Source organism: Pseudaminobacter sp. Soil_N_29, assembly GCF_057656055.1.
The window spans coordinates 182,566-204,277 of record NZ_JBDGLC010000005.1 but is presented as its reverse complement, the minus strand read 5'-3'; the positions used below and the strand labels follow the sequence as shown (position 1 = coordinate 204,277).

Annotated in this window: 16 protein-coding genes; 4 read left to right on the top strand and 12 right to left on the bottom strand. The window is 64.9% G+C overall.

Annotated features, from left to right (window positions below):
- The first annotated feature begins 5 nt into the window (after positions 1-5).
- Together gnd and zwf are read left to right on the top strand one after the other, a co-directional pair.
- A complete protein-coding gene (gene gnd, locus AC3A4H_RS13710) occupies positions 6-1,016 on the top strand; it encodes a phosphogluconate dehydrogenase (NAD(+)-dependent, decarboxylating) (RefSeq protein WP_487767154.1) in 1,011 nt (336 codons plus the stop codon).
- A gap of 97 nt (positions 1,017-1,113) precedes the next feature.
- Entirely contained in the window at positions 1,114-2,631 is a 1,518-nt protein-coding gene (gene zwf / locus AC3A4H_RS13705; protein WP_487767313.1) for a glucose-6-phosphate dehydrogenase, read from the top strand.
- A gap of 107 nt (positions 2,632-2,738) precedes the next feature.
- On the opposite strand, the gene AC3A4H_RS13700 is transcribed toward zwf, so the two are convergent.
- The 12 genes from AC3A4H_RS13700 to AC3A4H_RS13645 all read right to left on the bottom strand — a co-directional run bounded on the left by AC3A4H_RS13700 (position 2,739) and on the right by AC3A4H_RS13645 (position 17,901).
- Positions 2,739-3,515, bottom strand: a complete 777-nt coding sequence (locus tag AC3A4H_RS13700) for a MetQ/NlpA family ABC transporter substrate-binding protein (protein WP_487767153.1) — start codon at positions 3,513-3,515, stop codon at positions 2,739-2,741.
- A 45-nt stretch (positions 3,516-3,560) separates the two neighbouring features.
- Entirely contained in the window at positions 3,561-4,229 is a 669-nt protein-coding gene (locus AC3A4H_RS13695; RefSeq protein WP_348780073.1) for a methionine ABC transporter permease, read from the bottom strand.
- The gene (locus AC3A4H_RS13690) at positions 4,219-5,253 is read right to left on the bottom strand and encodes a methionine ABC transporter ATP-binding protein (protein ID WP_487767312.1); all 1,035 of its coding nucleotides are present in this window, start codon (positions 5,251-5,253) and stop codon (positions 4,219-4,221) included. Before AC3A4H_RS13690 ends, AC3A4H_RS13695 begins: the two co-directional genes overlap by 11 nt.
- Positions 5,254-5,618: 365 nt before the next feature.
- On the bottom strand, positions 5,619-8,672 hold the full coding sequence (locus AC3A4H_RS13685; protein ID WP_487767152.1) for an aminotransferase class III-fold pyridoxal phosphate-dependent enzyme: 3,054 nt from the start codon (positions 8,670-8,672) through the stop codon (positions 5,619-5,621).
- A gap of 70 nt (positions 8,673-8,742) precedes the next feature.
- Entirely contained in the window at positions 8,743-9,711 is a 969-nt protein-coding gene (locus AC3A4H_RS13680) for an ATP-binding cassette domain-containing protein (protein WP_487767151.1), read from the bottom strand.
- Entirely contained in the window at positions 9,704-10,681 is a 978-nt protein-coding gene (locus tag AC3A4H_RS13675; RefSeq protein WP_487767150.1) for an ABC transporter ATP-binding protein, read from the bottom strand. The genes AC3A4H_RS13680 and AC3A4H_RS13675 overlap by 8 nt, the downstream gene beginning before the upstream one ends.
- A complete protein-coding gene (locus tag AC3A4H_RS13670; RefSeq protein ID WP_348780069.1) occupies positions 10,678-11,499 on the bottom strand; it encodes an ABC transporter permease in 822 nt (273 codons plus the stop codon). The genes AC3A4H_RS13675 and AC3A4H_RS13670 overlap by 4 nt, the downstream gene beginning before the upstream one ends.
- A gap of 5 nt (positions 11,500-11,504) precedes the next feature.
- Positions 11,505-12,440, bottom strand: a complete 936-nt coding sequence (locus AC3A4H_RS13665; RefSeq protein WP_487767149.1) for an ABC transporter permease — start codon at positions 12,438-12,440, stop codon at positions 11,505-11,507.
- 173 nt (positions 12,441-12,613) lie between these two features.
- On the bottom strand, positions 12,614-14,212 hold the full coding sequence (locus AC3A4H_RS13660; protein WP_487767148.1) for an ABC transporter substrate-binding protein: 1,599 nt from the start codon (positions 14,210-14,212) through the stop codon (positions 12,614-12,616).
- A 121-nt stretch (positions 14,213-14,333) separates the two neighbouring features.
- A complete protein-coding gene (locus AC3A4H_RS13655; protein WP_487767147.1) occupies positions 14,334-15,965 on the bottom strand; it encodes an amidohydrolase in 1,632 nt (543 codons plus the stop codon).
- Positions 15,966-16,116: 151 nt separating this feature from the next.
- Positions 16,117-16,914 (bottom strand): M55 family metallopeptidase, encoded by a 798-nt coding sequence (locus AC3A4H_RS13650; protein WP_487767146.1) that lies wholly within the window; start codon positions 16,912-16,914, stop codon positions 16,117-16,119.
- Between the two features lie 198 nt (positions 16,915-17,112).
- Complete coding sequence (locus AC3A4H_RS13645; RefSeq protein ID WP_487767145.1) at positions 17,113-17,901, bottom strand: helix-turn-helix domain-containing protein; 789 nt, start codon at positions 17,899-17,901, stop codon at positions 17,113-17,115.
- A 133-nt stretch (positions 17,902-18,034) separates the two neighbouring features.
- On the opposite strand from AC3A4H_RS13645, the gene AC3A4H_RS13640 reads away from it, so the two are divergent.
- Together AC3A4H_RS13640 and AC3A4H_RS13635 are read left to right on the top strand one after the other, a co-directional pair.
- A complete protein-coding gene (locus AC3A4H_RS13640) occupies positions 18,035-20,038 on the top strand; it encodes a CocE/NonD family hydrolase (protein WP_487767144.1) in 2,004 nt (667 codons plus the stop codon).
- Positions 20,039-20,060: 22 nt separating this feature from the next.
- Positions 20,061-21,650: an ABC transporter substrate-binding protein gene (locus AC3A4H_RS13635; RefSeq protein ID WP_487767143.1), complete on the top strand. Its 1,590-nt coding sequence runs from the start codon at positions 20,061-20,063 to the stop codon at positions 21,648-21,650.
- Positions 21,651-21,712 lie beyond the last annotated feature (62 nt).

Genomic DNA, 21,712 nt, shown 5'->3' with positions numbered 1-21,712 from the left:
GACGAATGCAGATCGGCGTAGTGGGACTTGGCCGCATGGGCGGCAACATTTCGCGCCGCCTCATGCGGGCGGGGCATCGCTGCGTGGTGTTCGACACCAATGCTCAGCCGCGCGAGGCGCTGGCGAGGGAAGGCGCGACCGCCGCGGGCTCGCTGGCGGAGCTGGTACAGGCACTGAAGGAAAGACCGCGCGCGATCTGGCTCATGCTGCCCGCCGGCCAGATCACGGAGGAGACGGTGACCGCGCTGGGCGGTCTGCTGGGGGCCGGCGACATTGTCGTCGACGGCGGCAACTCCTTCTACAAGGACGATATCCGCCGCGCGAAGCAGCTGGCGAGCAAGCATATCCAGTATGTCGACTGCGGCACGTCCGGCGGCATCTGGGGCATCGATCGCGGCTATTGCATGATGATCGGCGGCCCGAAGGAGGCCGTGGACCATCTCGATCCGATCTTCTCGGCGCTGGCGCCGGGTCTGGGCGACATTCCGCGCACCCCGGGGCGCGGCGAGCGCGATAGCCGCGCCGAGCGCGGCTATATCCATGCCGGTCCCTGCGGCGCCGGGCATTTCGTCAAGATGGTGCATAACGGCATCGAATACGGCCTGATGCAGGCCTATGCCGAAGGTTTCGACATATTGCGCGGCAAGGATTCGGCCGACCTGCCGGAGGACGAACGCTACGAGCTGAACGTGGCAGATATCGCCGAGGTCTGGCGGCGCGGCAGCGTGATTTCCTCTTGGCTCCTGGATCTCAGCGCGGCGGCGCTGGCGAAGGATCCTCAGCTTGGCAAGTTCTCCGGCTATGTCCAGGATTCCGGCGAGGGCCGCTGGACGCTGGATGCAGCCATCGAGGAGGCGGTGCCGGCCAGCGTGCTCAGCGCCGCGCTGTTTGCCCGCTTCCGCTCGCGGGAGAAGCACACTTTCGGAGAGAAGCTGCTCTCGGCCATGCGCTTCGGTTTCGGCGGGCATGTCGAGGGCGCCGAGCCCATCGACCCCGAACCTCGCGCGGCGGAGTAGGGGCGTGGCCAACCACCGGCCGGCGCCGGAAAGCGCGCCCGCATTTGCGGTCGAAGCCGGGCCGCGCCGCGTGCCGAAACCCGCCGACCCATGCGCCATGGTGATCTTCGGGGCCGGCGGCGACCTCACCAAGCGCCTGATGGTGCCGGCGCTGTACAATCTCTCCCGCACCGGCCTGCTGCCGCAGCACTTCGCGCTGATCGGCGTGGACATGGCGCAGGGAACCACCGAAAGCTGGCGTGCGCATCTCCTCGACATGCTCAAGAGCTTCGTCGGCAATGCCGATGCCGGGTTCGAGATAGACCGGATCGACGAGGAAGCCTGGACCCGGCTTGCCGACAGGATGTCCTATGTCCAGGGCGACCTGACCACGGCCGATGTATACCAGAAAGTCCGCGCAGCACTTGACGAGGCCGAAAGGTCCCAGGGCACGCAGGGCAATGCGATGTTCTATCTCGCCGTCGCCAGCCAGCTGTTCGGGACCGTGGTCGATCGGCTGGGCGAGGCAGGGCTCACCGAAGAGGAAGTTGGCGAGGGAAAGCGTTCCCATTGGCGCCGCGTGGTTATCGAAAAGCCGTTCGGCCATGACCTGGAGTCCGCACGCGAACTCAACGCCCGCATTCTGCGCACTCTGACGGAGGACCAGATCTACCGCATCGACCATTTCCTCGGCAAGGATACGGTGCAGAGCATCATGGCGTTCCGCTTCGCCAATGGGCTGTTCGAGCCGATCTGGAACCGCGACCGGATCGACCATGTGCAGATCACGGTTGCCGAGACGATAGGCGTGGAGCGGCGGGGCAAATTCTACGAGCAGACCGGAGCGCTGCGCGACATGGTGCCGAACCATGTCTTCGCGCTGCTTTCGATGGTGGCCATGGAGCCGCCGACCGGCTTCGGCGCCGCGTCGGTCCGCGACAAGAAGGCAGAAGTCTTCGCCGCAATGCCGGCCGCCAGTCCGGAATGGGCGGTGCGTGGCCAGTATCGCGCCGGGACGGTGCTGGGCAAGCCGGCGAGGGCCTATCGCGACGAGCCGGACGTGGCGCCGGGCTCCAACGTCGAGACCTATGTCGCCATGCGGCTCGAGATCGACAACTGGCGCTGGGCCGGCGTGCCCTTCTATCTGCGGACGGGCAAGCACATGCCGCAGCGGATCACCGAAATCGCGCTGCGCTTCAAGCAGGCGCCCTCGGCGGTGTTCCAGGACACGCCGGTCACCTCGCTGCGCCCCAACTGGCTGGTGCTGAGCATCGCGCCCGAGGAGGGGATTTCGCTGCAGTTCGAAGTGAAGTGCCCCGGTCCGGTGGTGGATCTCGCCGCCGTGAAGATGGACTTCCGCTACAACGACTGGTTCCCGAAGGAGCCGAATGTCGGATACGAGACGCTGATCTATGACGTCATGATCGGCGACCAGACCTTGTTCGTGCGGGCCGATACGGTGGAGCAGACATGGCGCATCGTGCAGCCGGTGCTCGACGCCTGGGCGGCGCAGAAGCCCGATTTCCCGAACTACGATTCCGGCGATGAGGGGCCGAAGGCAGCTGACGAATTGCTGAGGCGTGACGGGAACTGCGTCTGGCGGCCGGTGAAGTCATCACCTGCCCGCAAGCCGTGAAGGAAGAGCGGGGCTGTCCGCTGTCGCGGGCCATTTGGAAACGCCCGGCAGGCACTGGCACTGCCGGGCGTCGTAGTTCTGCAACCGGGCAAAAACCCGGCGTTCGCTTACCAGGACGGGATCAGCGCGCCCTTGAACTCTTCGTTGATGAAGGCCTTGATGCTGTCGTCATTGTAGGACTCGACAAGCGTCTTGGCCCACGGCGCATCCTTGTCGGCGCTGCGCACGACGATCACGTTGGCGTAGGGCGATTCCTGGCCTTCGATGGCGATGGCGTCGGTCTTCGGATGCAGGCCGGCTTCCAGCGCGTAGTTGGTGTTGATGACCGCCGCATCGACGTCGTCGAGCGAGCGGGGAAGCTGGGCGGCGTCGAGTTCGGAGAACTGGATGTTCTTCGGGTTCTCGGTGACGTCGGCGGGGCCAGCCTTCAGGCCGGCTTCCGGATTGACCTTGATGAGGCCTTCCTTGGCCAGCACCAGAAGCGCGCGGCCGCCATTGGTCGGGTCGTTCGGGATGGCGACGGTGGCGCCGTCGGCGAGTTCGCCGAGGTTCTTCACCTTCTTCGAATAGACGCCCATCGGCGTGGTGATGGTCTTGCCGATGCTGACGAGATCGAAGCCGCGATCGGCGATCTGATTGTCAAGATAGGGCTGGTGCTGGAAGGAGTTGGCGTTGAGGTCGCCGTCGGCGAGCGCCTGGTTCGGCACCACATAGTCGGAGAATTCCATGATCTCGATGTTGAGGCCCTTGGTGGCGGCGATCTCCTTGACCTTTTCCATGATCTGCGCGTGCTCGCCCGGCGTGACGCCGACCTTGATGTCTTCGGCGAGCGCCGGAACGCTGATGAGGGCGGCGAGTGCCACTGAGGCGAGGAACTTCATCATGTGTATCTCCTTGATGTTACACGACTTGGGAGGGAGGGATTGAAATCAGCTCTTGCGGTTGCGCTTGTCGAAGCGGCGGGCAAGCGCATCGCCCGCGCTCTGGACCAACTGCACGAGAACGATCAGCACGATCACCACTGCCAGCATCACTTCCGGCATGAAGCGCTGATAGCCGTAGCGGATGCCCAGATCGCCGAGACCGCCGCCGCCGACCGCGCCGACCATCGCCGAATAGCCGATCAGGCTGACGATGGTCATGGTGAAGGCAAGCAGGATGGCCGGCCGGGCCTCGGCCAGCAGCACCTTGAACACGATCTGCATCGGCGTCGCGCCCATGGCGCGGGCAGCCTCGATCAGCCCCTTGTCGATCTCGCGGATCGCCGCCTCCACCAGGCGGGCGAAGAAGGGAATGGTGGCGATCGTCAGGGGCACGATGGCCGCCGTGGTGCCGATCGAAGTGCCGGTCAGAAGCCGGGTGAACGGGATGATCGCCACGACGAGGATGATGAACGGCGTTGACCGCGCGGCGTTGACGACAAGCCCGATCACGTAATTGAGCTTTGGTGCCGGGAAAAGCTCGTCCTTGCCGCTGGTGGCCAGGAAGATGCCGATCGGCAGGCCGATCAACGCCCCGACCAGGCCGGACACGGCCACCATGTGCAGCGTCTGCAGCAGCGACTTCCAGAGCAGGCCGAAAAGCATCTCAGGCGACATAGCCGAGCACCTCCGTGGACAGGCCGGTTGCGGCATAGAAGCGGTTGGCGCGCTCGAGAATCTCGGGCGCCGCCGGATAGGCGACGACGAGGGTGCCGAAAGGTTCGCCGGCGATCTCCTCGATCGAGCCGGCGAGAATGTTGACCTCGCCGCCGATCTCGGTGACCAGCCGCGCCGTGAGCGGCTGGAAGGCCGTCGCGCCGAAGAAGGTCAGCCGCACGAGGATGCGGTCGCCCGCGGATGGCTCGGCCTTCAGGCCGGAGCGCAGCCATTCCGGCAGGCTGGTGCCCAGCGTGGACGACAGCAGGATCTTCGTCGTCTCGTGTTGCGGGGCGGTGAAGACGTCGAAGGTGCGCCCCTGCTCGACGATGCGGCCCCGGTCGATGACCGCGACATGCGAGGCGATGGCCTTCACCACTTCCATTTCATGCGTGATCAGCAGGACTGTCAGGCCGAGTTCGGCATTGATCTGCTTCAGCAGCGCCAGGATCGACTGCGTCGTTTCCGGGTCGAGCGCCGAGGTGGCCTCGTCGGAGAGCAGCAGCTTCGGCGACGTGGCGAGCGCCCGGGCGATGCCGACGCGCTGCTTCTGCCCGCCCGACAGTTCGGACGGATATCGCGCCGCCTTGTCGCCGAGGCCGACGAGATCGAGAAGCGGCTCGACCTTCTTCCTGATCGCGGTGCGATCAAGACCGGCAATCTCCAGCGGCAGCGCGACATTGTCGAATGCGGTGCGCGAGGACAGCAGGTTGAAATGCTGGAAGATCATCCCGACCTGCCGCCGCAGGCCGCGAAGCCCCGCCTCGGTCAGCCCGCCGACCTCGGTGCCGTCGACGACGACCCGGCCCGAGCTTGCCTTTTCGAGCCCGTTGACGAGCCGGACGAGGGTGGACTTGCCGGCGCCGGAGCGGCCGATGATGCCGGTGATCTCGCCGCGGCCGACGGCCATGTCGACGCCATCAAGCGCGGTGAAGGATTTCGCGTCATTGCCGAAGCGTTTGGTCACGCGCTCGAACGTGACCATGGGGGAGGCTTCCGCGGGCTCGTGCCGGACGGCATCGGCCGCGACAGTGGGGAGTATCATTTTCAGCTCAAGGGTTCAGTCAGGTCACCATGGCGAATAGCATCGCCGCCGCGTCATGCGAAGACGCTGCACATTCGTTGAGCCGTGACTTTCCGTAGCATGCTGTCGCCCTTGGTCTGGTCGGGGTGGTTCCTATGGGATGCACCATTGCCCCGCCGCGCCGGGATTTGACAGGAATGAAATTTCCAAAACCGACAAATTGGGGAAATGTTTTCTCGGAGGCCTCGAAATCGGGCGGGTTGCGATGCCGCAGCGGTCCGACGTGGGCAACAGCCCACGGGGACCGCGAAATCGCTGACGTGCGATTATTCCCTGCCGGCCGACACCGCCTCGAACGTCTCCTCCAGGATCGCGACCAGATGGTCGGCATTGGCGCGCGTGAAGATCATGGGCGGGCGCATCTTCAGCACGTTGTCATGCGGCCCTTCGGTGCCGATCAGCGCGCCGCGCCGACGCACGCCATCGCAGATCTTCTTGGCCAGCGCGGTCGCAGGAACCTTGCTGCGCCGGTCCTCCACCAGTTCGATGCCGAGGAACAGGCCCATGCCGCGCACGTCGCCGATGGCCTCATGGCGTGCCTGCATGTCGCGGAAGCGTTCGAGCAGATAGGCGCCGATCTCCGCCGCGTTGCGGCGCAGGTCGCCCTGCTCGATGACGTCGAGCACCGCCAGGCCGGCGGCGCAGGACACCGGATTGCCGCCGAAGGTGTTGAAATATTCCATGCCGTTGTTGAACGACGCCGCCACCTCGCGCGTCGTCACCAGTGCTGCCATCGGATGGCCATTGCCGATCGGCTTGCCCATGGTGACGATGTCGGGCACCACGCCTTGCGTCTCGAACGCCCACCAGTGGCTGCCGACGCGGCCGAAGCCGACCTGCACCTCGTCGGCCACGCACAGGCCGCCGGCCGCGCGCACCATGGCGTAGACTTCCTTCAGATAGCCCTGCGGCAGGAAGACCTGGCCGGCCACGCTGGGGATGGATTCGGCAAGGAACAGCGCCGGCGCGCGGCCCTGGCCGCGCATCGCCTCGATCTGCTCGGCCACGCTCGCGGCAAAGCGCCTGGCGTGCTCCTCGACCGGCCAGTCGGCCGGGGCGCGGTAGCTGTCGGGAATGGCCGCCTCGAACACATGCGGCATGCGGCCATTGCCGCCCTTGCGCTTGTACTTGTAGGGGCTGAGATCGATCAGCTCCTGGGTGGTGCCGTGATAGGCCCAGTCGAGCACGATCGCTTCTTCGCGGCCGGTGTGGTTGCGCGCCATGCGCAGCATCAGGCTGTTGGCCTCGCTGCCGGAACAGGCGAAGGAAGCGACGCACAATTCCGGCGGCAAGGTCGCCGTCAGCCGCTCGGCATAGGCGACGATGTTATCGTGCAGATAGCGCGTGTTGGTGTTTAGCCTGGCGGCTTGCGTGGCGATCGCCTCGACCACATGCGGATGCGCATGGCCGACATGGCAGACATTGTTGAAGCAGTCGAGATAGGCGCGGCCGCGGTCGTCGATCAGGCAGGCGCCGTCGCCGCGCACAAACTTGATCGGCTCGGAATAGGAGATGGAGAGGTTGGGCAGCAGGCTGGCCTTGCGCGCCGCCACGATATTGGCGCGGCTGCGGCCCGTCTGCGCAAATGTCTCGGGCGGCAGGCCGGCGAGTGCGGCGGCATCGGGGAACAGGCTGCGCCAGACGTCGAGATAGCGTGCCTCGCCCACACCCAGTATGTCGCGCGCAGCCAACTCCGGATCGGCCGAAATTTGCAGGTGCAGGTGCGGCGCCCAGCCGCCGTTTTCGGCATGGTTGCCCATTTCGCCTACCAGCGCGCCCGCCTCCAGCCTGTCGCCTGGCTTCAGCCTTGCCGCCGCCTCATGGGCAAGATGCCCCCACAGGGTGACGAAGGGCGGGCAGCCTTCAGGCTCGTGCAGTAAGGCCACCAGCCCGCCATAGCCGAGCGGGTCCTCTTCGATCTCGACGCTTTTGACGACGGCGGCCAGCGGCGTGTGGAGCTTCGTGCCGGCCGGCATGAACAGGTCGAGGCCGAGATGGTGGATGCGGCGTTCGCCCTCCACGAAGCGCGAACGGAACATGTCGCCCGAATAGACGGTGCGCGCCTCGCCCCAGGGGCCGATGCCGAGCGCGATGCCGTGCTCGGCCGCATGGGCGTCCCACCACGCCGAGGCCGCTTGCGGCTCGGCCGCGGCGGAGGCCACCGTCATGGGATGATCCGCCTCGCCATAGGGCACCAGCGCCTTGGCCAGCGTGGCCGGGTGCGGGTGGACTGTCGGCGCGAAATTCTTGGCGTTGCGGCTGATCCAATCCACGATCGCTCCAGCGCCGGGCGCTGCGTCGAAGCCGCAGGCCTGGCGAAGGATCGCGGTGGCAAAGCGCGGATTCATCGCGTCCAGCCGCCGAAGCAGCCGCCAGGCCGGCGCCTCGCTGATCGCCAGGTAGGGATTGTCGGCAGTCCGCTCCCGGCGCTGGGCCGAGAGCGTGACGCTGATCGCCAGCCGCGCGGCGATCAGGTCGAACAGCAGGTCGACCTCCTCCTCGCGCAGCGGATATTCGGCATGGAAGCCGGCCGCGATGCGTGCCGCAGCGCCGATCGGGTCGTCCTGGTCGAGCATCGCATAGGCGCATGCCACGGCGACCTCGGCGATGAGGACCGTGTGCAGCGCGTCGCCGAAATCGATCACGCCCGCCACCTCGCCGGGCTGCTCCGGATCCACCAGCACGTTCCAGTCGTTGGCGTCGTTGTGGATCACCTGCGCGCGCAGCGCCGGCAAGCGTGGCGCCACGGTCGCGTCGAACCGGTCGAGGAAGCGCGCCAGAAGCGCACGATCGGCGGCATCGGCGACATGATGCAGCCGCGCGCGGGATTGGTCGGCGCGGCGCACGTCCCAGTCGAGCACCCGCAGCGCGCCGGGATGGATGAAGCCCTGCAGGGCGCAGTCCATGCGGCCGAGCATGCGGCCAAGCGAATGAAGCACCTCGGACGTGCGCTCGCTTTCGGCCAGGGGGCTGCCGGGAAGCCACGAGACCATGCGCAGCGCGTGGCGGGTACCTGCCGCCGTGGTGACGGTGGCAAGTGCTGCACCCGAAGCGGCCTTGCGCAAGCGCGGCAGGGCAAGCTGCGGCGCGACCGCTCCGAGATGCTCGAGCAATGCGGCCTGAAACTCGCTCTCTACGGCGGGCTCGCTGGCATTGACGATCTTGAGCGTCCACTCCCCTGCATCCGAGACGAGTCGGAAATTCTGGTCGCGCTCGCTGTCGAGGCGGCTCAGCTCGCCCGCGAGGCCAAAGTGCTCGCTGGCCAGCCTGCCGGCCTGCTCGCGCGAAAAATCGGGTGCCGGATGGTCGAGATCGGTCATGGAAGCCTGAATCAAAACGAGGATGTTGGATAGTTTGGCACGGGCGTGCAAATCAGTCAGGTAAAACCCTTCAGGCCAGGGGCGCCAGCCGCACACAATGGTCGCCGGCCATTGCCATGAGCTGCGAGGGAAGCGGCGCGCTGTAGACGTCCTGCCTGTCGAATTCCTTCGGATAATAGTCGTAGCCCGAAGGCGGCCGGGGCGCCTGCGCTTCATCGACCAGGTTCTTGCCGGAAAGCTCGGAGAAGGGGTCGGGAATGGCCCCGAGCAAACGTCGCGTATAGGGGTGCATCGGGTTGGCAAAGATGCTCTCCCAGCGCCCGGTCTCGACGATCTGGCCGAAATACATCACCGCCACGCGGTCGCTCATATGCTCGACCACGCTGAGATCGTGGCTGATCATGATGTAGGAAAGCTCCAGCCGCTCCTTCAGCTCCAAGAGCAGGTTGATGATCTGCGCGCGGATCGACACGTCGAGCGCCGAGACCGGCTCGTCGAGAACGACCACCTTGGGATTGAGTATGAGCGCCCTGGCGATGCCGATGCGCTGGCGCTGGCCGCCAGAAAACTCGTGCGGAAAGCGCCTGGCTTGGTCCGGTTTCAGCCCGACCAGGCCCATCATCTCCTCCACGCGGCCCTCGACCTCGCTTCCACCCATGCCGTGCAGGCGGAGCGGCGCGGCAAGCGAGGTGAAAACCGTCTGGCGCGGATTGAGCGAGGCATAGGGATCCTGGAACACGATCTGCGCCATGCGCGCACGCTCGATGCGGGAGGGCTGCACCTTTCCGGTGATTGGCGTGCCCTCGAAATGGATGCTTCCCGACGTCGGCGCCTGCAGGCCGACGATGGACAGCGCCAGCGTGGACTTGCCGCAGCCGGACTCGCCGACGACCGACAGGCACTCGCCCTTGTTCAGCGTCAGGCTGACATTGTTGACCGCTCGAACTAGCCTGCCCGAGCGGCTGAAGACGCCGCCCTGTACCGGGAAATGAACGCTGAGGTCCTCGACCCGCAGCAGCGGTTCTGGCGCGCTATTCATGATGGAAGCACCTGACGAAACCATTGTTTCCGAGGTCGACCTGGGCCGGCTGGGTGCTGGCGCAAATCGCGGTGGCTCGTTCGCAGCGCGGCTCGAAGCGGCAGCCCTTTGGGAAATCGGCGATGGAGGGCACGACGCCCTCGATCTCCTGCAGGCGCTTGCGGCCATGGGCGCCGCGCGAGCCGAGCCGCGGTAAGGAGCCGAGCAGGCCCCTCGTATAGGGATGCGCCGGCGTGCGGAACAGATCCGCCACCGCCCGCTCCTCGGCCATGTGGCCGGCATACATGACGCCCACGCGCCTGCACATCTTCGCAATGACGCCGAGGTCGTGGCTGATCATCAGCACGGCGGTGCCGCGCGCATCGCAAAGCTCCTGCATGAGCTTCAGGATCTCGGCCTGCACCGTCACGTCGAGTGCGGTCGTCGGCTCGTCCGCGATCAGCAGGTCGGGATCGCAGGCGAGCGCAATGGCGATCATCACGCGCTGGCGCATGCCGCCCGACATCTGGTGCGGATAGTTCTTCACCCGCTGGTCGGGCGCAGGCACCTGCACGCTCGCCAGCGCCTCCACGGCCTTCTTCTCGGCCTCATGCCAGGTCGCGCCCTGATGCAGCACGAACATTTCCGCTATCTGCCGGCCAACCGGAGAGAGCGGATTGAGCGCGGTCATCGGCTCCTGGAAGATCATGGCGATGCGGTTGCCCCTGAGCTTGCGCATCTCGCGCGCCGAAAGGCTGCGCAGATCCTGGCCCTTGAACCGGATCGAGCCGCCGGTGACGGCCAGCGGCCGCCGCAGCAGGCCGATAACGGCAAGCGCGGTGATGCTCTTGCCGCAGCCGGATTCGCCCACCAGCCCGAAGGTCTCGCCCCGGTCGATCGAGAAGGAAACATTCTCCACCGCATTGTGCCGGCTGTCGCCCGACCCGATGTCGATCCGGAGGTCCTGTACTTCCAGCAGTGCCCCGCTCATGCCCGTCGCGTCCTCATCTGTGGGTCCAGCCAGTCGCGCAGGCCGTCGCCCAGGAGATTGAGCCCAAGCACGGTGAGGAAAATGGCGACGCCGGGGAAGACGGCCGCCCATGGCGCTATCACGATCAGTTCGCGCGCATCGGTCAGCATGTTGCCCCAGCTCGGTTGCGGCGGACGGATGCCAAGGCCGAGATAGGAAAGCGCCGCCTCGGCGAGGATGGCGTCGCCCATGCCGAGCGTCGCGATGACCAGCACCGGTCCGATCAGGTTGGGCAGGATCTGGGTGGCCATGATGCGGGCGTCGCCATAGCCGAGCGTCTTTGCCGCCTGCACATAGCCCTGGCTTTTCAGCGACAGCGTCGAGCTTCTGGCGATGCGGCAGGTCCACGACCAGTTGGTAAGGCCGAGCGCAATCAGCAGGCTGACGAGACCGGGGCCGAGAATGGCCATGATCGCCAGCGCGAAGATCAGCGAGGGGATCGACAGCATCAGATTGGTCAGGCCATTGACGAGATCGTCCCACCAGCCGCCGAAATAGCCGGCCGAAATGCCGAATATCAGTCCGATCATGGTGTTGATGAGCTGGGAGCCTATGCCTACGGTCAGCGACACCTGCGCGCCGTAGAGAATGCGGGTGAAGACGTCGCGCCCTTGCGCATCGGTGCCGAACCAGAACTGCGCATCGGGCGGCAGTTCCGCATTCATCAGGTCCGCGTCCATGACCGGATTGTAGCTCGCCAGCCACGGGGCCAGCACCGCCGCGGTGATGATGAGGGCGCACAGCACGCCGCCGATGACGAGATTGAGTCTCAGGCCCATCGCGCTCACCCGTGGCTGATGCGCGGGTCGATGACGGCATAGAGGACGTCGACCAGCGTGTTGACGAGAAGGAAGCAGAGCACCAGCACGAGGATGCTGCCCTGCACTACCGGTATGTCGCGCAGGCTCACGCTGTCGATCAGCAGCGAGCCGAGGCCGGGCCACGAAAACAGCTTCTCCACCACCACGGCCTGGCCCATCATCGAGCCGAACTGCAGGCCGAGCGTAGTGATGACCAGCACCAGCGCATTGCGCACCACATGCCATTTCACCAGCCGGAAGCTGTTCATGCCCTTGGAGCGCGCGGTGCGGATGAAGTCGGCGTTCAACACCTCCAGCACGGCCGCCCGCGTGGTACGCGCCAGCAGCGCCAGCGGCGCCACGCCGAGCGTAAGGGCGGGCAGGATGAGATTGCGCAGGCCGCCATCGCCATAACCGAAGCTGGGCAGCCAGCCGAGCGTGAGCGCAAACAGGTACATGAGCAGAAGGCCCAGCCAGAACTGCGGCAGGGACAGGCCCGAGATCGCCCCCACCATGGTGACGCTGTCGAGGACGGAGCCGGGCCGGAGCGCGGCGATGAAGCCGAGCGGCAGGCCGATTAAGATCGCCACGCACATGGCGGCGAAGGCAAGCTTGAGCGTCGGCCACAGCCGTTCGCCGATCATGGCCGATACCGGCTGGCGCGTGCGGAAGGAGGTGCCGAGATCGAACTGGGCAAGGCTCCACGCGTAGTTGCCGAACCGCACATGGACAGGCTGGTCGAGGCCGAATTCCTGATTGATCCGTTCGACCAGTTTGGGGTCGTTTCTGCCGCGCCCGTCTGCGAACATGCTGGAAGCGATGCTTCCGGGCACAATGCTGAAAATCACGAATATCAGCAGCGACACCGCGACAATTGTCGGGATCATCTGCAGCAGGCGGCGCAAGGCGAAACGTAGCACCGGTATTGTTCTCCTCCACCTGCGATGCGGCGGGCGCGAACCCTGGCGAGCCGGCCGTCGCATCGGGGGTTTCATGGGCACCGCGGCACGGTGCCCTGACCCGCCGCGCGCGGCGAGTGCGAGGCGGCGAAAGCCGGCAGTGGATCTTGCCGGCTCTGCCAGTTCAGCCGCGCTTACCGGGCCGGCGCGGTGTCATCGACCCAGAGCTTTTCATAGGACTGGATCGCCATTTCCATCGCATTGGGCTGCACGCCATGCAGCCAGGGCTGATAGGCCATGACCGCCTTGTTGTAGTTGAAGAACCACACCGGCGCCTCTTCCTGTAGAAGGTTGTTGGCTTTGCGCAGAAGTTCGTTCTTCTCGTCTTCCGTCGCGGCCTGGCGAGCGGCTTCGATCAGCTTGTCGTAGTCGGGATTGTTGAACTTCGTGTAGTTGCAGGAAGCCTGCGGCATCTTGGAATAGAAGCAGCGCAGCGCCGTCAGCGAATCCGGCCCGCTTTCCGACGACCACATATAGGCCTGGAAATCGCCGCCCGGCACGGCTTCGGACAGAACCGAGCTTTCCACCGGCTTGGCCTTCACCTTGATGCCGACCTTGTCGAGCATCGGAATGATGGCTTCCACAATGGTCAGGCCCCAGCTTTCGTTCTGGGTGGCGGTCAGCTCGAACTCGAAGCCGTCCGGATAGCCGGCCTCGGCCAGCAGCGCCTTGGCCTTTTCCGGATCATACGGATAGGGCTTGGCGTCCTTGTCGTAGGCAGGCGAGGACACTGGCAGCCAGCCCGACGCGCGATAGGCCTTGTCCTTGGCCAGCCGCTTGATGATCAGGTCGGAATCGATGGCGTAGTTGATCGCCTGGCGCACCCGCTTGTCCTGGAACGGCTTGAAGTCGGGGTTGAAGCCGACATGGCGCGTATAGACTTCCGCCACCTCGATGATGTTCTTGGCCAGTTCCGGGTCGGCCTTGTAGGCGACATATTGCGCCGGCCCGAGAACCGAAACGTCGACTTCCTTGTTGCGGAAGGCCACGTCGCGCGCCGAAGCGTCGCCCATGATCATGATGTTGATCTTGTCGGCATAGGGCTTGCCAGCGTCGTAGTACTTGTCGTTCTTCACGACGGTTAGGCGCGAACCCGGCACATATTCGGAGAACTTGTAGGGCCCGAGGCCGACCGGATTGGTGAAGTAACCTTCCTTCTCCGCCGCGCCCGCCGGATAGATGGCAGTGTAGTTGGTCATGAGCGCGTAGCCCGGGTCGATCGGGTCGGTCAGCGTGATCGCCAGCGTGAAATCGTCGATCTTCTTGAGGCCGGAAATCTCCTTGGCCTTGCCTTCGTTGTATTCGGTCGCGCCAGCGATGTTGCTGACGTATTGCGCGGCCGGATAAGCCTTCGCAGGGTCCATGATCCGGGTGTAGGTGTAGATGATGTCGTCGGCGGTCAGCTGCTTGCCGTCGTGGAAAAAGGCATCCTGGCGCAGCTTGTAGGTGTAGGTAAGCCTGTCGTCGGAAACCGAGGCGTCGGTCGCCAGCCCCAGCACAGGCTTGCTGTCATTGGCGTCCCAGTCGTAGAGCGAGCGGTGGATGGCCTTGGTCCAGAATTCGTCCTGAACCTGCGCCGACGCATGGATGTCCAGCGACGAGAAGCTGGAGCCGTAGGGCGCGACGAAGTTGATGACGCCGCCCGAACGCGGTTCTTCGGCCGTCGCAAAGGATGCAGCTCCGGCGAGCAAGGATGCCGAGAGCGTCGAGATGATTGCCAGTTTCTTGAGCATGTTCCCTCCTTTGTTTTTCTTCACGCGGGCGGCCTCTGCCGGCGCGCGATTCTCCCTTCCCATGCGGCGCATCTTTCTCCCTTCGATGCGCCGGCATTCCTGCGGCCATTCGGCCCTGTCGCTATTGTCTTTCGAAAACCACCTCGCCGCCGCGCAGCGTCATCACGCACTGCGTATCGTTCAATATTTCCTCCGGCTTGGCGGTCAGCATGTTGCGTGAGAACACGGCGATATCCGCCACCTGCCCGGACACGAGCCTGCCCTTCACATGCTCCAGCTTCTGCGAGAAGGCGCCGTATTCGGTATAGACCTGCAGCGCTTCCTCAATGGACACGCGCTCGCGCGCATCCATCACCGTGCCCTTCCAGGTCTCGCGCGTCACCATGCTGTAGATGTTGGGGAACGGGTTGGGGTGGCAGACGGGCGAGTCACTGCCCGTGGCCGGCTTGAAACCGAGATCCTTCCAGGTCTTGAGCGGGTAGCTCGACAGCGCCCGCTCTTCGCCCAGCACCGAGACATAGGCATCGCCGAAATCGTAGATGAACACCTGTTGCGGGCAGGGATAAATGCCGGCCGCCTGCATGCGCCGGTGCTGCTCGTCGGTGGAAAAGCCGCAATGCTCGATGCGATGGCGGCGATCCGGATCTGGCCTAGCTGCCAGCGCCTTCTCATAGGCCGTGATGAGCTGACCGATGGCCGCATCGCCAATGGCGTGGCAGGCAAGCTGGTAGCCCTTGGCATGCGCATCCATGACAAGCTCTTCCAGATGCTCGTCGGTGAGGATCTGCACGCCGGTATTGTCGTCGTCGCCGAGATAGGGCCTGCTCATCCAGGCGGTGCGGCCGCCGGCCGAACCGTCTAGGAAGATTTTCACCGCGCCGACCTTGAGCATGTCGTCGCCGACGCCCGACACCAGCCCCGCTTCGTAGCACTGCGGCACGATCGAGGTGCCCGGGTCGCCCAGCAGCACCAGCCAGGTGCGCACCGGCAGCCGGCCGTTGAGCTTGGCGAGATTGTAGGCCCTGATCTCGTCAAAGCCGCCGACATGACCCACCGCCGCGTCCATGACGCTGGTTATGCCGTAGGAAAGCAGCATGTTGCCGGCCGCCTCGATGGCGTCGATCATCTCCTCGGTGGTGGCCTGGGGGATCGCCTTGCGGATCAGCCCTTGCGCGTTTTCGGCAACCATGCCGGTCAGCACGCCGTTCTTCTGTTCCAGCAGCCCGCCTTCGGGCACCGGCGTGCTCTCGTCCACGCCGGCAAGCTCGAAAGCCCGCGAATTGAAGATGGAGACATGGCCGCAGGCGCGCACCAGCATGACCGGATGGTCGGGTGCGGCCGCGTCCAGTTCCGATCTGTGCGGATGGCGGCCGACATCGAGCTTGGTCTGGTCGTATCCGCGTGCGCGGATCCAGGTGCCGGGCGGAACAGTGGCGGCCTGCTCTTTGATCTGACGCAGAAGGCTGTCCAGCGTCGGCGCCTTCTGCGGCGTGGCGTCCAGCCAGCCTAGCGTCAGGCCCACCGAGATCAGGTGCAGATGCGCATCGTTGAGGCCTGGCGTGGCGAACCGGCCGTCGAGATCGATGAGGCGGGTGCCACTGCCCTTGAGCTTGAGGATTTCATTCGCCGGGCCGGCGGCAAGCACCTTGCCCTGCCAGATCGCCAGGGCCTCGACCACACCCTCCTCATAGCCGCACCAGATCGAGCCATTGTGCAGAATTGTATCGGCCTGCAAATACTGCGCTGCTGACATTCAGCAGTTCCCCCCGAAGTCATGCCGTGTTGTACGAAGAGCAACCTTCCATCATAACAAAATACAATCAAGCCGTTGAATCGCCCAAACCGGGCCAAAATTTTTCAGGACTGCGCCGCACGGCCTTGGTGCGGCGCAGCCGCCCCTACCGTCATACGACGAATCTGATCGCGCGCTGGATGTCGAAGAAATTGGTTGCCTCGAAGCGAAGCGTGCGCGGCGCCGGATGCTCCATTCCGGGATACCAGCTCCCCCGATAGGCTTCGACGGGATTGGTGTATTCGACGACGAGTTCGAAGCTGTCCGCCAGCTTTGGCAGGCACTTCGACAGGTCACGCGACAGCGCGGCCTCGACGCCTTCGCGAATGGCCTTCACCGCAGCCCGCGGCGAAAGCGAGGACGTGGCGGGGCCGAAACCTTGGCTCGTGGCTACGGTGGCGATGGCCGGCACCAGCCCTCTCGCTTCCTCGCACATGCCTGCATCGCCGGCGAGGAATACCGAAGGCACGCCATAGCGCGCCGCGCAAAGCGCGTTCAGCGTGTATTCGGACGCGACCTCGCCATTGATCAGCAGCCTGGAGACAGTTCCGGTCATCGTGTGCGCCAGCGGGTTGGTGTCGGTACCCGCCTTGTTGTGATAGCCGGTATAGAGAGCGGCATCGAAGCTCTCATCGATGCCGAACATCATGGAATCCGGATGCCCGCTCCAGCCGCGAACGATGCGCACATAGTCCGGCAGCCTTGAAAGAATGAGGTTGCGCGCGGTCGAATGGGCATCCTTGACCACCACCTCGGAAGCGCCCGCCGCCCTGGCCCCCTCGCAGGCCGCGACCAGCTCGTCGGTCATGTATTCCCGGAACTCGGCATATTCGGGATGCCCCTTCTTCGCTTCGTCCCAGTTGGTGATGCCTGCGGTGCCTTCAATATCGGCACTAATGAAAACCTTCATGATATTGCTTTCCCTAATCTCAATAGATGCCCGCCCCTTTATCACAGCAGCCTGTCGACCCTCTGCTGCATGACCTTCACGATGGTGACGTGTCGGCGGAATTCAGCACGGATTCGCTTCGCGTGAAATGGGTAATCGATTGGCACTTCTGCGGGTGCCGGGCGAATGCGCCCAGCCTTCGCCCTTGTGCAGGGTCCCTTATTTTCCCGGCGCGATGCCGACGCGTGCCGAGCTGTCGCCGATAAAGTCTCGTACCAGCGGCGGTATCTTCGCGGAATCGATTGGCAGGGCGCCGCATTCGGCAACGCCCTTGCGGATGTCGGCGACTGTGCCGAGGTGCCGCCAGATCATGGGCGAGGCGTAGGGCAGGTTGGCCTGCCGCCACGACAGGCCGAAGGTCATGCCCTTCAGATAAAGCTTCTGGTGCACGGTTGCGGGCAGCAGGATCGTCTCGGAAACGAGATGCTGCAGCGTGCTCTTCTCGACGATGAAAATGCGGTCGCGCAGATAGGACACCAGCCCCTGATATTTGCCGAGCTGGCTGATCTCCCGGCCCGGGTCGCGAATCCGCTCCACCGTCTTCACATAGACCAGCCCCTCGTGCTCATAGACCGAGCAAAAAGCGCGGATGATCATGCCCGGCCAGGAAGGCGAGGTGTGATAGGTCTGGTAGTAGCCCAGATAGGGCCGCAGCGCCGCAACATCTCCCGGAAACGCGCTTTGCACGAGGTCCGAGATCGCGTTGCCGGGATTGCGTATTTCCCGAAAACGCTCGCGAAAACTCTTCTCCGGGCGTTCAAAGTCCGCCGGCGTCAGCCCGAAATAGGATGCGATGCGCGACAGATTATAGGCGGATGGCCGACTTTCGCCCGTCACATAGCGGTTGAATTGCTGCCGGTTGATGCCGAGTTCGCGGCAGATGAGCGAGATCGACGGCTTTGTGCTGCAAGCCCAGCGCAGGTTCTCCGCCAAATGCCGGTCGCCCATTCTTCGCTCCGTTCGCTTCGTTCCAACTAGCGTAAATTCGCTGCAGATCGCGGCATATAGCGCAATTGCGTGGCGCAAGACCACCCCTAGACTGCGCCCTTCAAGTTTGGCGGATGAAGGCAAGGGGCGAGGATTGCTTAACAAACCCGACGAGAACTTTACCGTGCTCGAGAACGAGTGGATCGAGCTGAAGGATGGCCGCCGGCTGGCTGCACGCATCTGGCTGCCGGACATGTCGCAGGAAAAGCCGGTTCCGGCGATCCTCGAATACCTGCCCTATCGCAAGCGCGATGGCACTGCAGCCCGCGACGCCACCACCTATCCGGTCTTTGCCCGGCACGGCTATGCGGGCGTTCGCGTCGACATCGCCGGCAATGGCGAGTCGGACGGCCTGCTGACCGACGAATACACCGAGGACGAACTGGCCAGCGGCGAGGAAGTCGTGGCCTGGATCGCCGCGCAGCCCTGGTGCTCGGGTGCTGTCGGCATCATCGGCATCTCCTGGGGCGGCTTCAACGGGCTGCAGATCGCAATGCGCCGCCCGCCGGCGCTCAAGGCTGTCGTCAGCGTCTGCTCGACCAGCGACCGCTATGCCGACGACATCCACTACATGGGCGGCTGCCTGCTCAACGACAACATGACCTGGGCGCAGCAGATGCTGGCCTATTCCTCGCGCCCGCCAGATCCGGCGCTGGTCGGCGAGGCCTGGCGCGACATCTGGCTGGAGCGGCTGAGGAACCTGCCCAACCTGGCGGCCAACTGGCTCTCGCATCAGCGCCGCGACGCCTTCTGGAAGCACGGCTCGCTGTGCGAGGACTGGAAGTCTGTCACCGCGCCGGTGCTGTGCATCGGCGGCTGGGCGGATGCCTACCGCAACACGGGGGCGGCGATTGCCGAAAACCTGGAAGCGCCGGCCAAGGCGCTGATGGGGCCGTGGGACCACAAATATCCGCACATCGCCCGCGTGCTGCCCAAGGCTGATTTCCACGGCGAGGTGCTGCACTGGTTCGACCGCTGGCTGAAAGGCGAGGAGAACGGCGCAGAAGACCTGCCGGACTATCGCGTCTTCGTGCAGGATTTCCAGGCGCCGATGGCCGAGTTCGGCGAGCGCTCGGGCCGGTGGGTGGCGGAACAGGCCTGGCCTTCGCCGAATGTGGCCATGCAGGCGTTCCCTCTCGGCGCCGGCACGCTCGGCGCGCAGTCGGACGGCGAGGTGGTCGTCTCGACGCCTCAGGATCTCGGCAAGGCCTCCGGCAATTTCTGCGCCGGCATGCGCATGGCCAACGAGCTGCCGGGCGACCAGCGCGCCGACGATGCGCTTTCGATCTGCTTCGACAGCGGCCCGCTGGAAGCGGATGTCGAGATCATCGGCGCGCCCGTTGTCGAGCTCGACGTGGTTTCTGACAAGCCGGCGGCGTTCCTGGTCGGGCGGCTGTGCGAGGTGGCGCCTGATGGCACCTCGATCCTCGTCAGCTACCGGCCCTTCAACCTTACGCATCGCAACTCGCACGAGCACCCGGAGGCGCTCGAGCCGGGCAAGCGCTATCGGGTGCGTTTCCCGCTCAACCAGTGTGCTCACCGCTTCTCCAAGGGCAGTTCCATTCGGCTCGCCCTGTCGACCAGCTATTGGCCGATGGTGTGGCCGAGCCCGGAAGCGGCCAGGGTCACGGTGGAACTTCGCGACAGCACGCTCTCGCTGCCGGTGCGCAAGGGCGCGCAGCCGGAAGACGGAACCGCCGCGCCCGAGGCCGCGCGCAGCTATCCGGTGCTCGCGGTGGAGAAGCTTGCCGATGCCCATGACAGAACCGAACGCGGCGTGGACGAACTGGGCCGGAGCTTCTTCGAGACCTTCGACGATTTCGGCTGGAATCGCGATCTCGAAACCGGTCTGGTGACCAATTCCAATGTGCGCCAGCGCTTCTCGATCAAGCCGGACGATCCGCTTACTGCGGAAGCAGCCGCGGAATGGACGATGGATCTCAAGCGCGACGGCTGGGACATCCGAACCCACACGCACCATCGCATGACCTGCGATGCCACGCATTTCCAGATCGAGGCCGGCATAGCGGCCTTCGAGAATGGCAAGCCGGTGTACGAGCACCGGTGGAACCAAAGAATCCCGCGCGACCACATCTGAGCCCGGGGACAAGGGAACGAACATGAAGAAGAACATGAATATCGAATGGGCTGGCCTGAACATGGGGCGCCGGCGCTTCCTGCAGGGCGCGACGGCCATCGGCGCCGCGGCTGCGATGGGCGGCCTGCCGAAGCCGGCATGGTCGGCCGATGGCGGCACGCTGCGCGTGCGCGCCTATTCGGACCTGAAGTCGCTCGACCCGGCGTTCTCGTCCGGCCTGCCGGGAGAGGCGGTGCAGGCGCCGATCTACAACAAGCTCATCCAGTACAAGCCGGGCTCCGACTGGGGCTGGCAGCTCGATGCGGCGACCTCCATCGAGCAGGTGGACCCCACCCACATCAAGTTCGCGCTGCGCGACGACATCGGCTTCACCAACGGCTATGGCGCCATGACTGCAGAGGACGTGAAGTATTCCTTCGAGCGCGTCATCGACCCGGAGCTGGATTCGCCCAACAAGCCCGACATGGGCACGCTGAGCCATGTCGAGGTGACGGGCGAGCGCGAAGGCGTGATCGTGCTGAAGGAGCCGTTCGCGCCGCTGTGGTCGATCGCGCTGCCGCACATCACCGGCAACATCATCTCCAGGAAGGCGTTCCAGGAGGCCGGCGGCCGCATCACCACGTCGGCCGTCACCGCATCCGGCCCCTACATGTTCAAGGAATGGCAGCCGCGCCAGAAGGTGGTGCTGGTGCGCAATCCCGACTGGAAGGGCACGCCGGCTGCCTTTGACAGCATCGAAATCCTGCCCATCGACGATGAGAACAGCGCGGAGATCGCCTTCGAGGCCGGCGAACTGGACTTCACCGCGGTTCCGGTCTCTTCGGTCGAGCGGCTGCGCGGTGCTGCGCCCAGGAACGGCGTGCTGAAGGAATATCCGTCGCTCTACTATGTCTGGCTCGGCATGAACCTGGACAATCCCAAGCTCCAGAACCCGAAGCTTCGCCAGGCGATCCAGCATGCGATCAACGTGCCGATGATCACCGAGGCGGCCTATTTCGGCATCGCCAGGCCCTCCACCGGCCTCATCGCGCCGGGCCTGGTCGGCCATCGCGAGCAGTCGCTGATCCCCGAGGCGGGCGATCTCGAAAAGGCACGCCAGCTTCTGGAAGAATCGGGCGAGACCAATGTCAGCCTGACGCTCGACGTCAACAACACCACGACCTTCGTCACCGCCGCGCAGATCATCCAGGCGAACCTCGCCGAGATCGGCATCGCGCTCGAGGTCAATGTGCATGAGGCGGCGACCTTCTGGACGCTCGGCGAGGAAGCTTCCGGCGACCGGTGGAAGAATCTCGAACTGGTGCTGAACCGCTTCTCCATGCTGCCCGACCCGTACTACGCCACCTCGTGGTTCACCTGCGCGCAGGTGGGCAAGTGGAACTGGGAGCGCTATTGCTCGAAGGAGTTCGACGCGCTGCACGATGCCGCCGCCATCGAGACCGACACGCAAAAGCGCGACGAGATGTACAGGAAGGCGCAGGACATGATGGAGGAAGCCGGCGCCTACCGCTTCCTCACCCATGAAGCGACCGCCATCCTCTACAACAACGCCATCCAGCCGGCGCTGCGCCCCGATGGCTTCACCTTGCTGCGCTACTTCGAAAAGGCGTAGTCCCGCAGACCGGCCTGACCCTGCGGCCAGCGGGCCGCGGGGTTGTCGTGTGATTGCATTCG

What these genes read in the sequence shown, in the direction of transcription:
- AC3A4H_RS13655 (WP_487767147.1), bottom strand. Translation starts at nt 15,965, where the DNA reads ATGTCAGCAGCGCAGTATTTGCAGGCCGATACAATTCTGCACAATGGC.
- AC3A4H_RS13660 (WP_487767148.1), bottom strand. Translation starts at nt 14,212, where the DNA reads ATGCTCAAGAAACTGGCAATCATCTCGACGCTCTCGGCATCCTTGCTC.
- AC3A4H_RS13700 (WP_487767153.1), bottom strand. Translation starts at nt 3,515, where the DNA reads ATGATGAAGTTCCTCGCCTCAGTGGCACTCGCCGCCCTCATCAGCGTT.
- AC3A4H_RS13695 (WP_348780073.1), bottom strand. Translation starts at nt 4,229, where the DNA reads ATGTCGCCTGAGATGCTTTTCGGCCTGCTCTGGAAGTCGCTGCTGCAG.
- AC3A4H_RS13645 (WP_487767145.1), bottom strand. Translation starts at nt 17,901, where the DNA reads ATGGGCGACCGGCATTTGGCGGAGAACCTGCGCTGGGCTTGCAGCACA.
- AC3A4H_RS13650 (WP_487767146.1), bottom strand. Translation starts at nt 16,914, where the DNA reads ATGAAGGTTTTCATTAGTGCCGATATTGAAGGCACCGCAGGCATCACC.
- AC3A4H_RS13635 (WP_487767143.1), top strand. Translation starts at nt 20,061, where the DNA reads ATGAAGAAGAACATGAATATCGAATGGGCTGGCCTGAACATGGGGCGC.
- AC3A4H_RS13675 (WP_487767150.1), bottom strand. Translation starts at nt 10,681, where the DNA reads ATGAGCGGGGCACTGCTGGAAGTACAGGACCTCCGGATCGACATCGGG.
- AC3A4H_RS13680 (WP_487767151.1), bottom strand. Translation starts at nt 9,711, where the DNA reads ATGAATAGCGCGCCAGAACCGCTGCTGCGGGTCGAGGACCTCAGCGTT.
- AC3A4H_RS13670 (WP_348780069.1), bottom strand. Translation starts at nt 11,499, where the DNA reads ATGGGCCTGAGACTCAATCTCGTCATCGGCGGCGTGCTGTGCGCCCTC.
- AC3A4H_RS13690 (WP_487767312.1), bottom strand. Translation starts at nt 5,253, where the DNA reads ATGGTCACGTTCGAGCGCGTGACCAAACGCTTCGGCAATGACGCGAAA.
- AC3A4H_RS13685 (WP_487767152.1), bottom strand. Translation starts at nt 8,672, where the DNA reads ATGACCGATCTCGACCATCCGGCACCCGATTTTTCGCGCGAGCAGGCC.
- gnd (WP_487767154.1), top strand. Translation starts at nt 6, where the DNA reads ATGCAGATCGGCGTAGTGGGACTTGGCCGCATGGGCGGCAACATTTCG.
- zwf (WP_487767313.1), top strand. Translation starts at nt 1,114, where the DNA reads ATGGTGATCTTCGGGGCCGGCGGCGACCTCACCAAGCGCCTGATGGTG.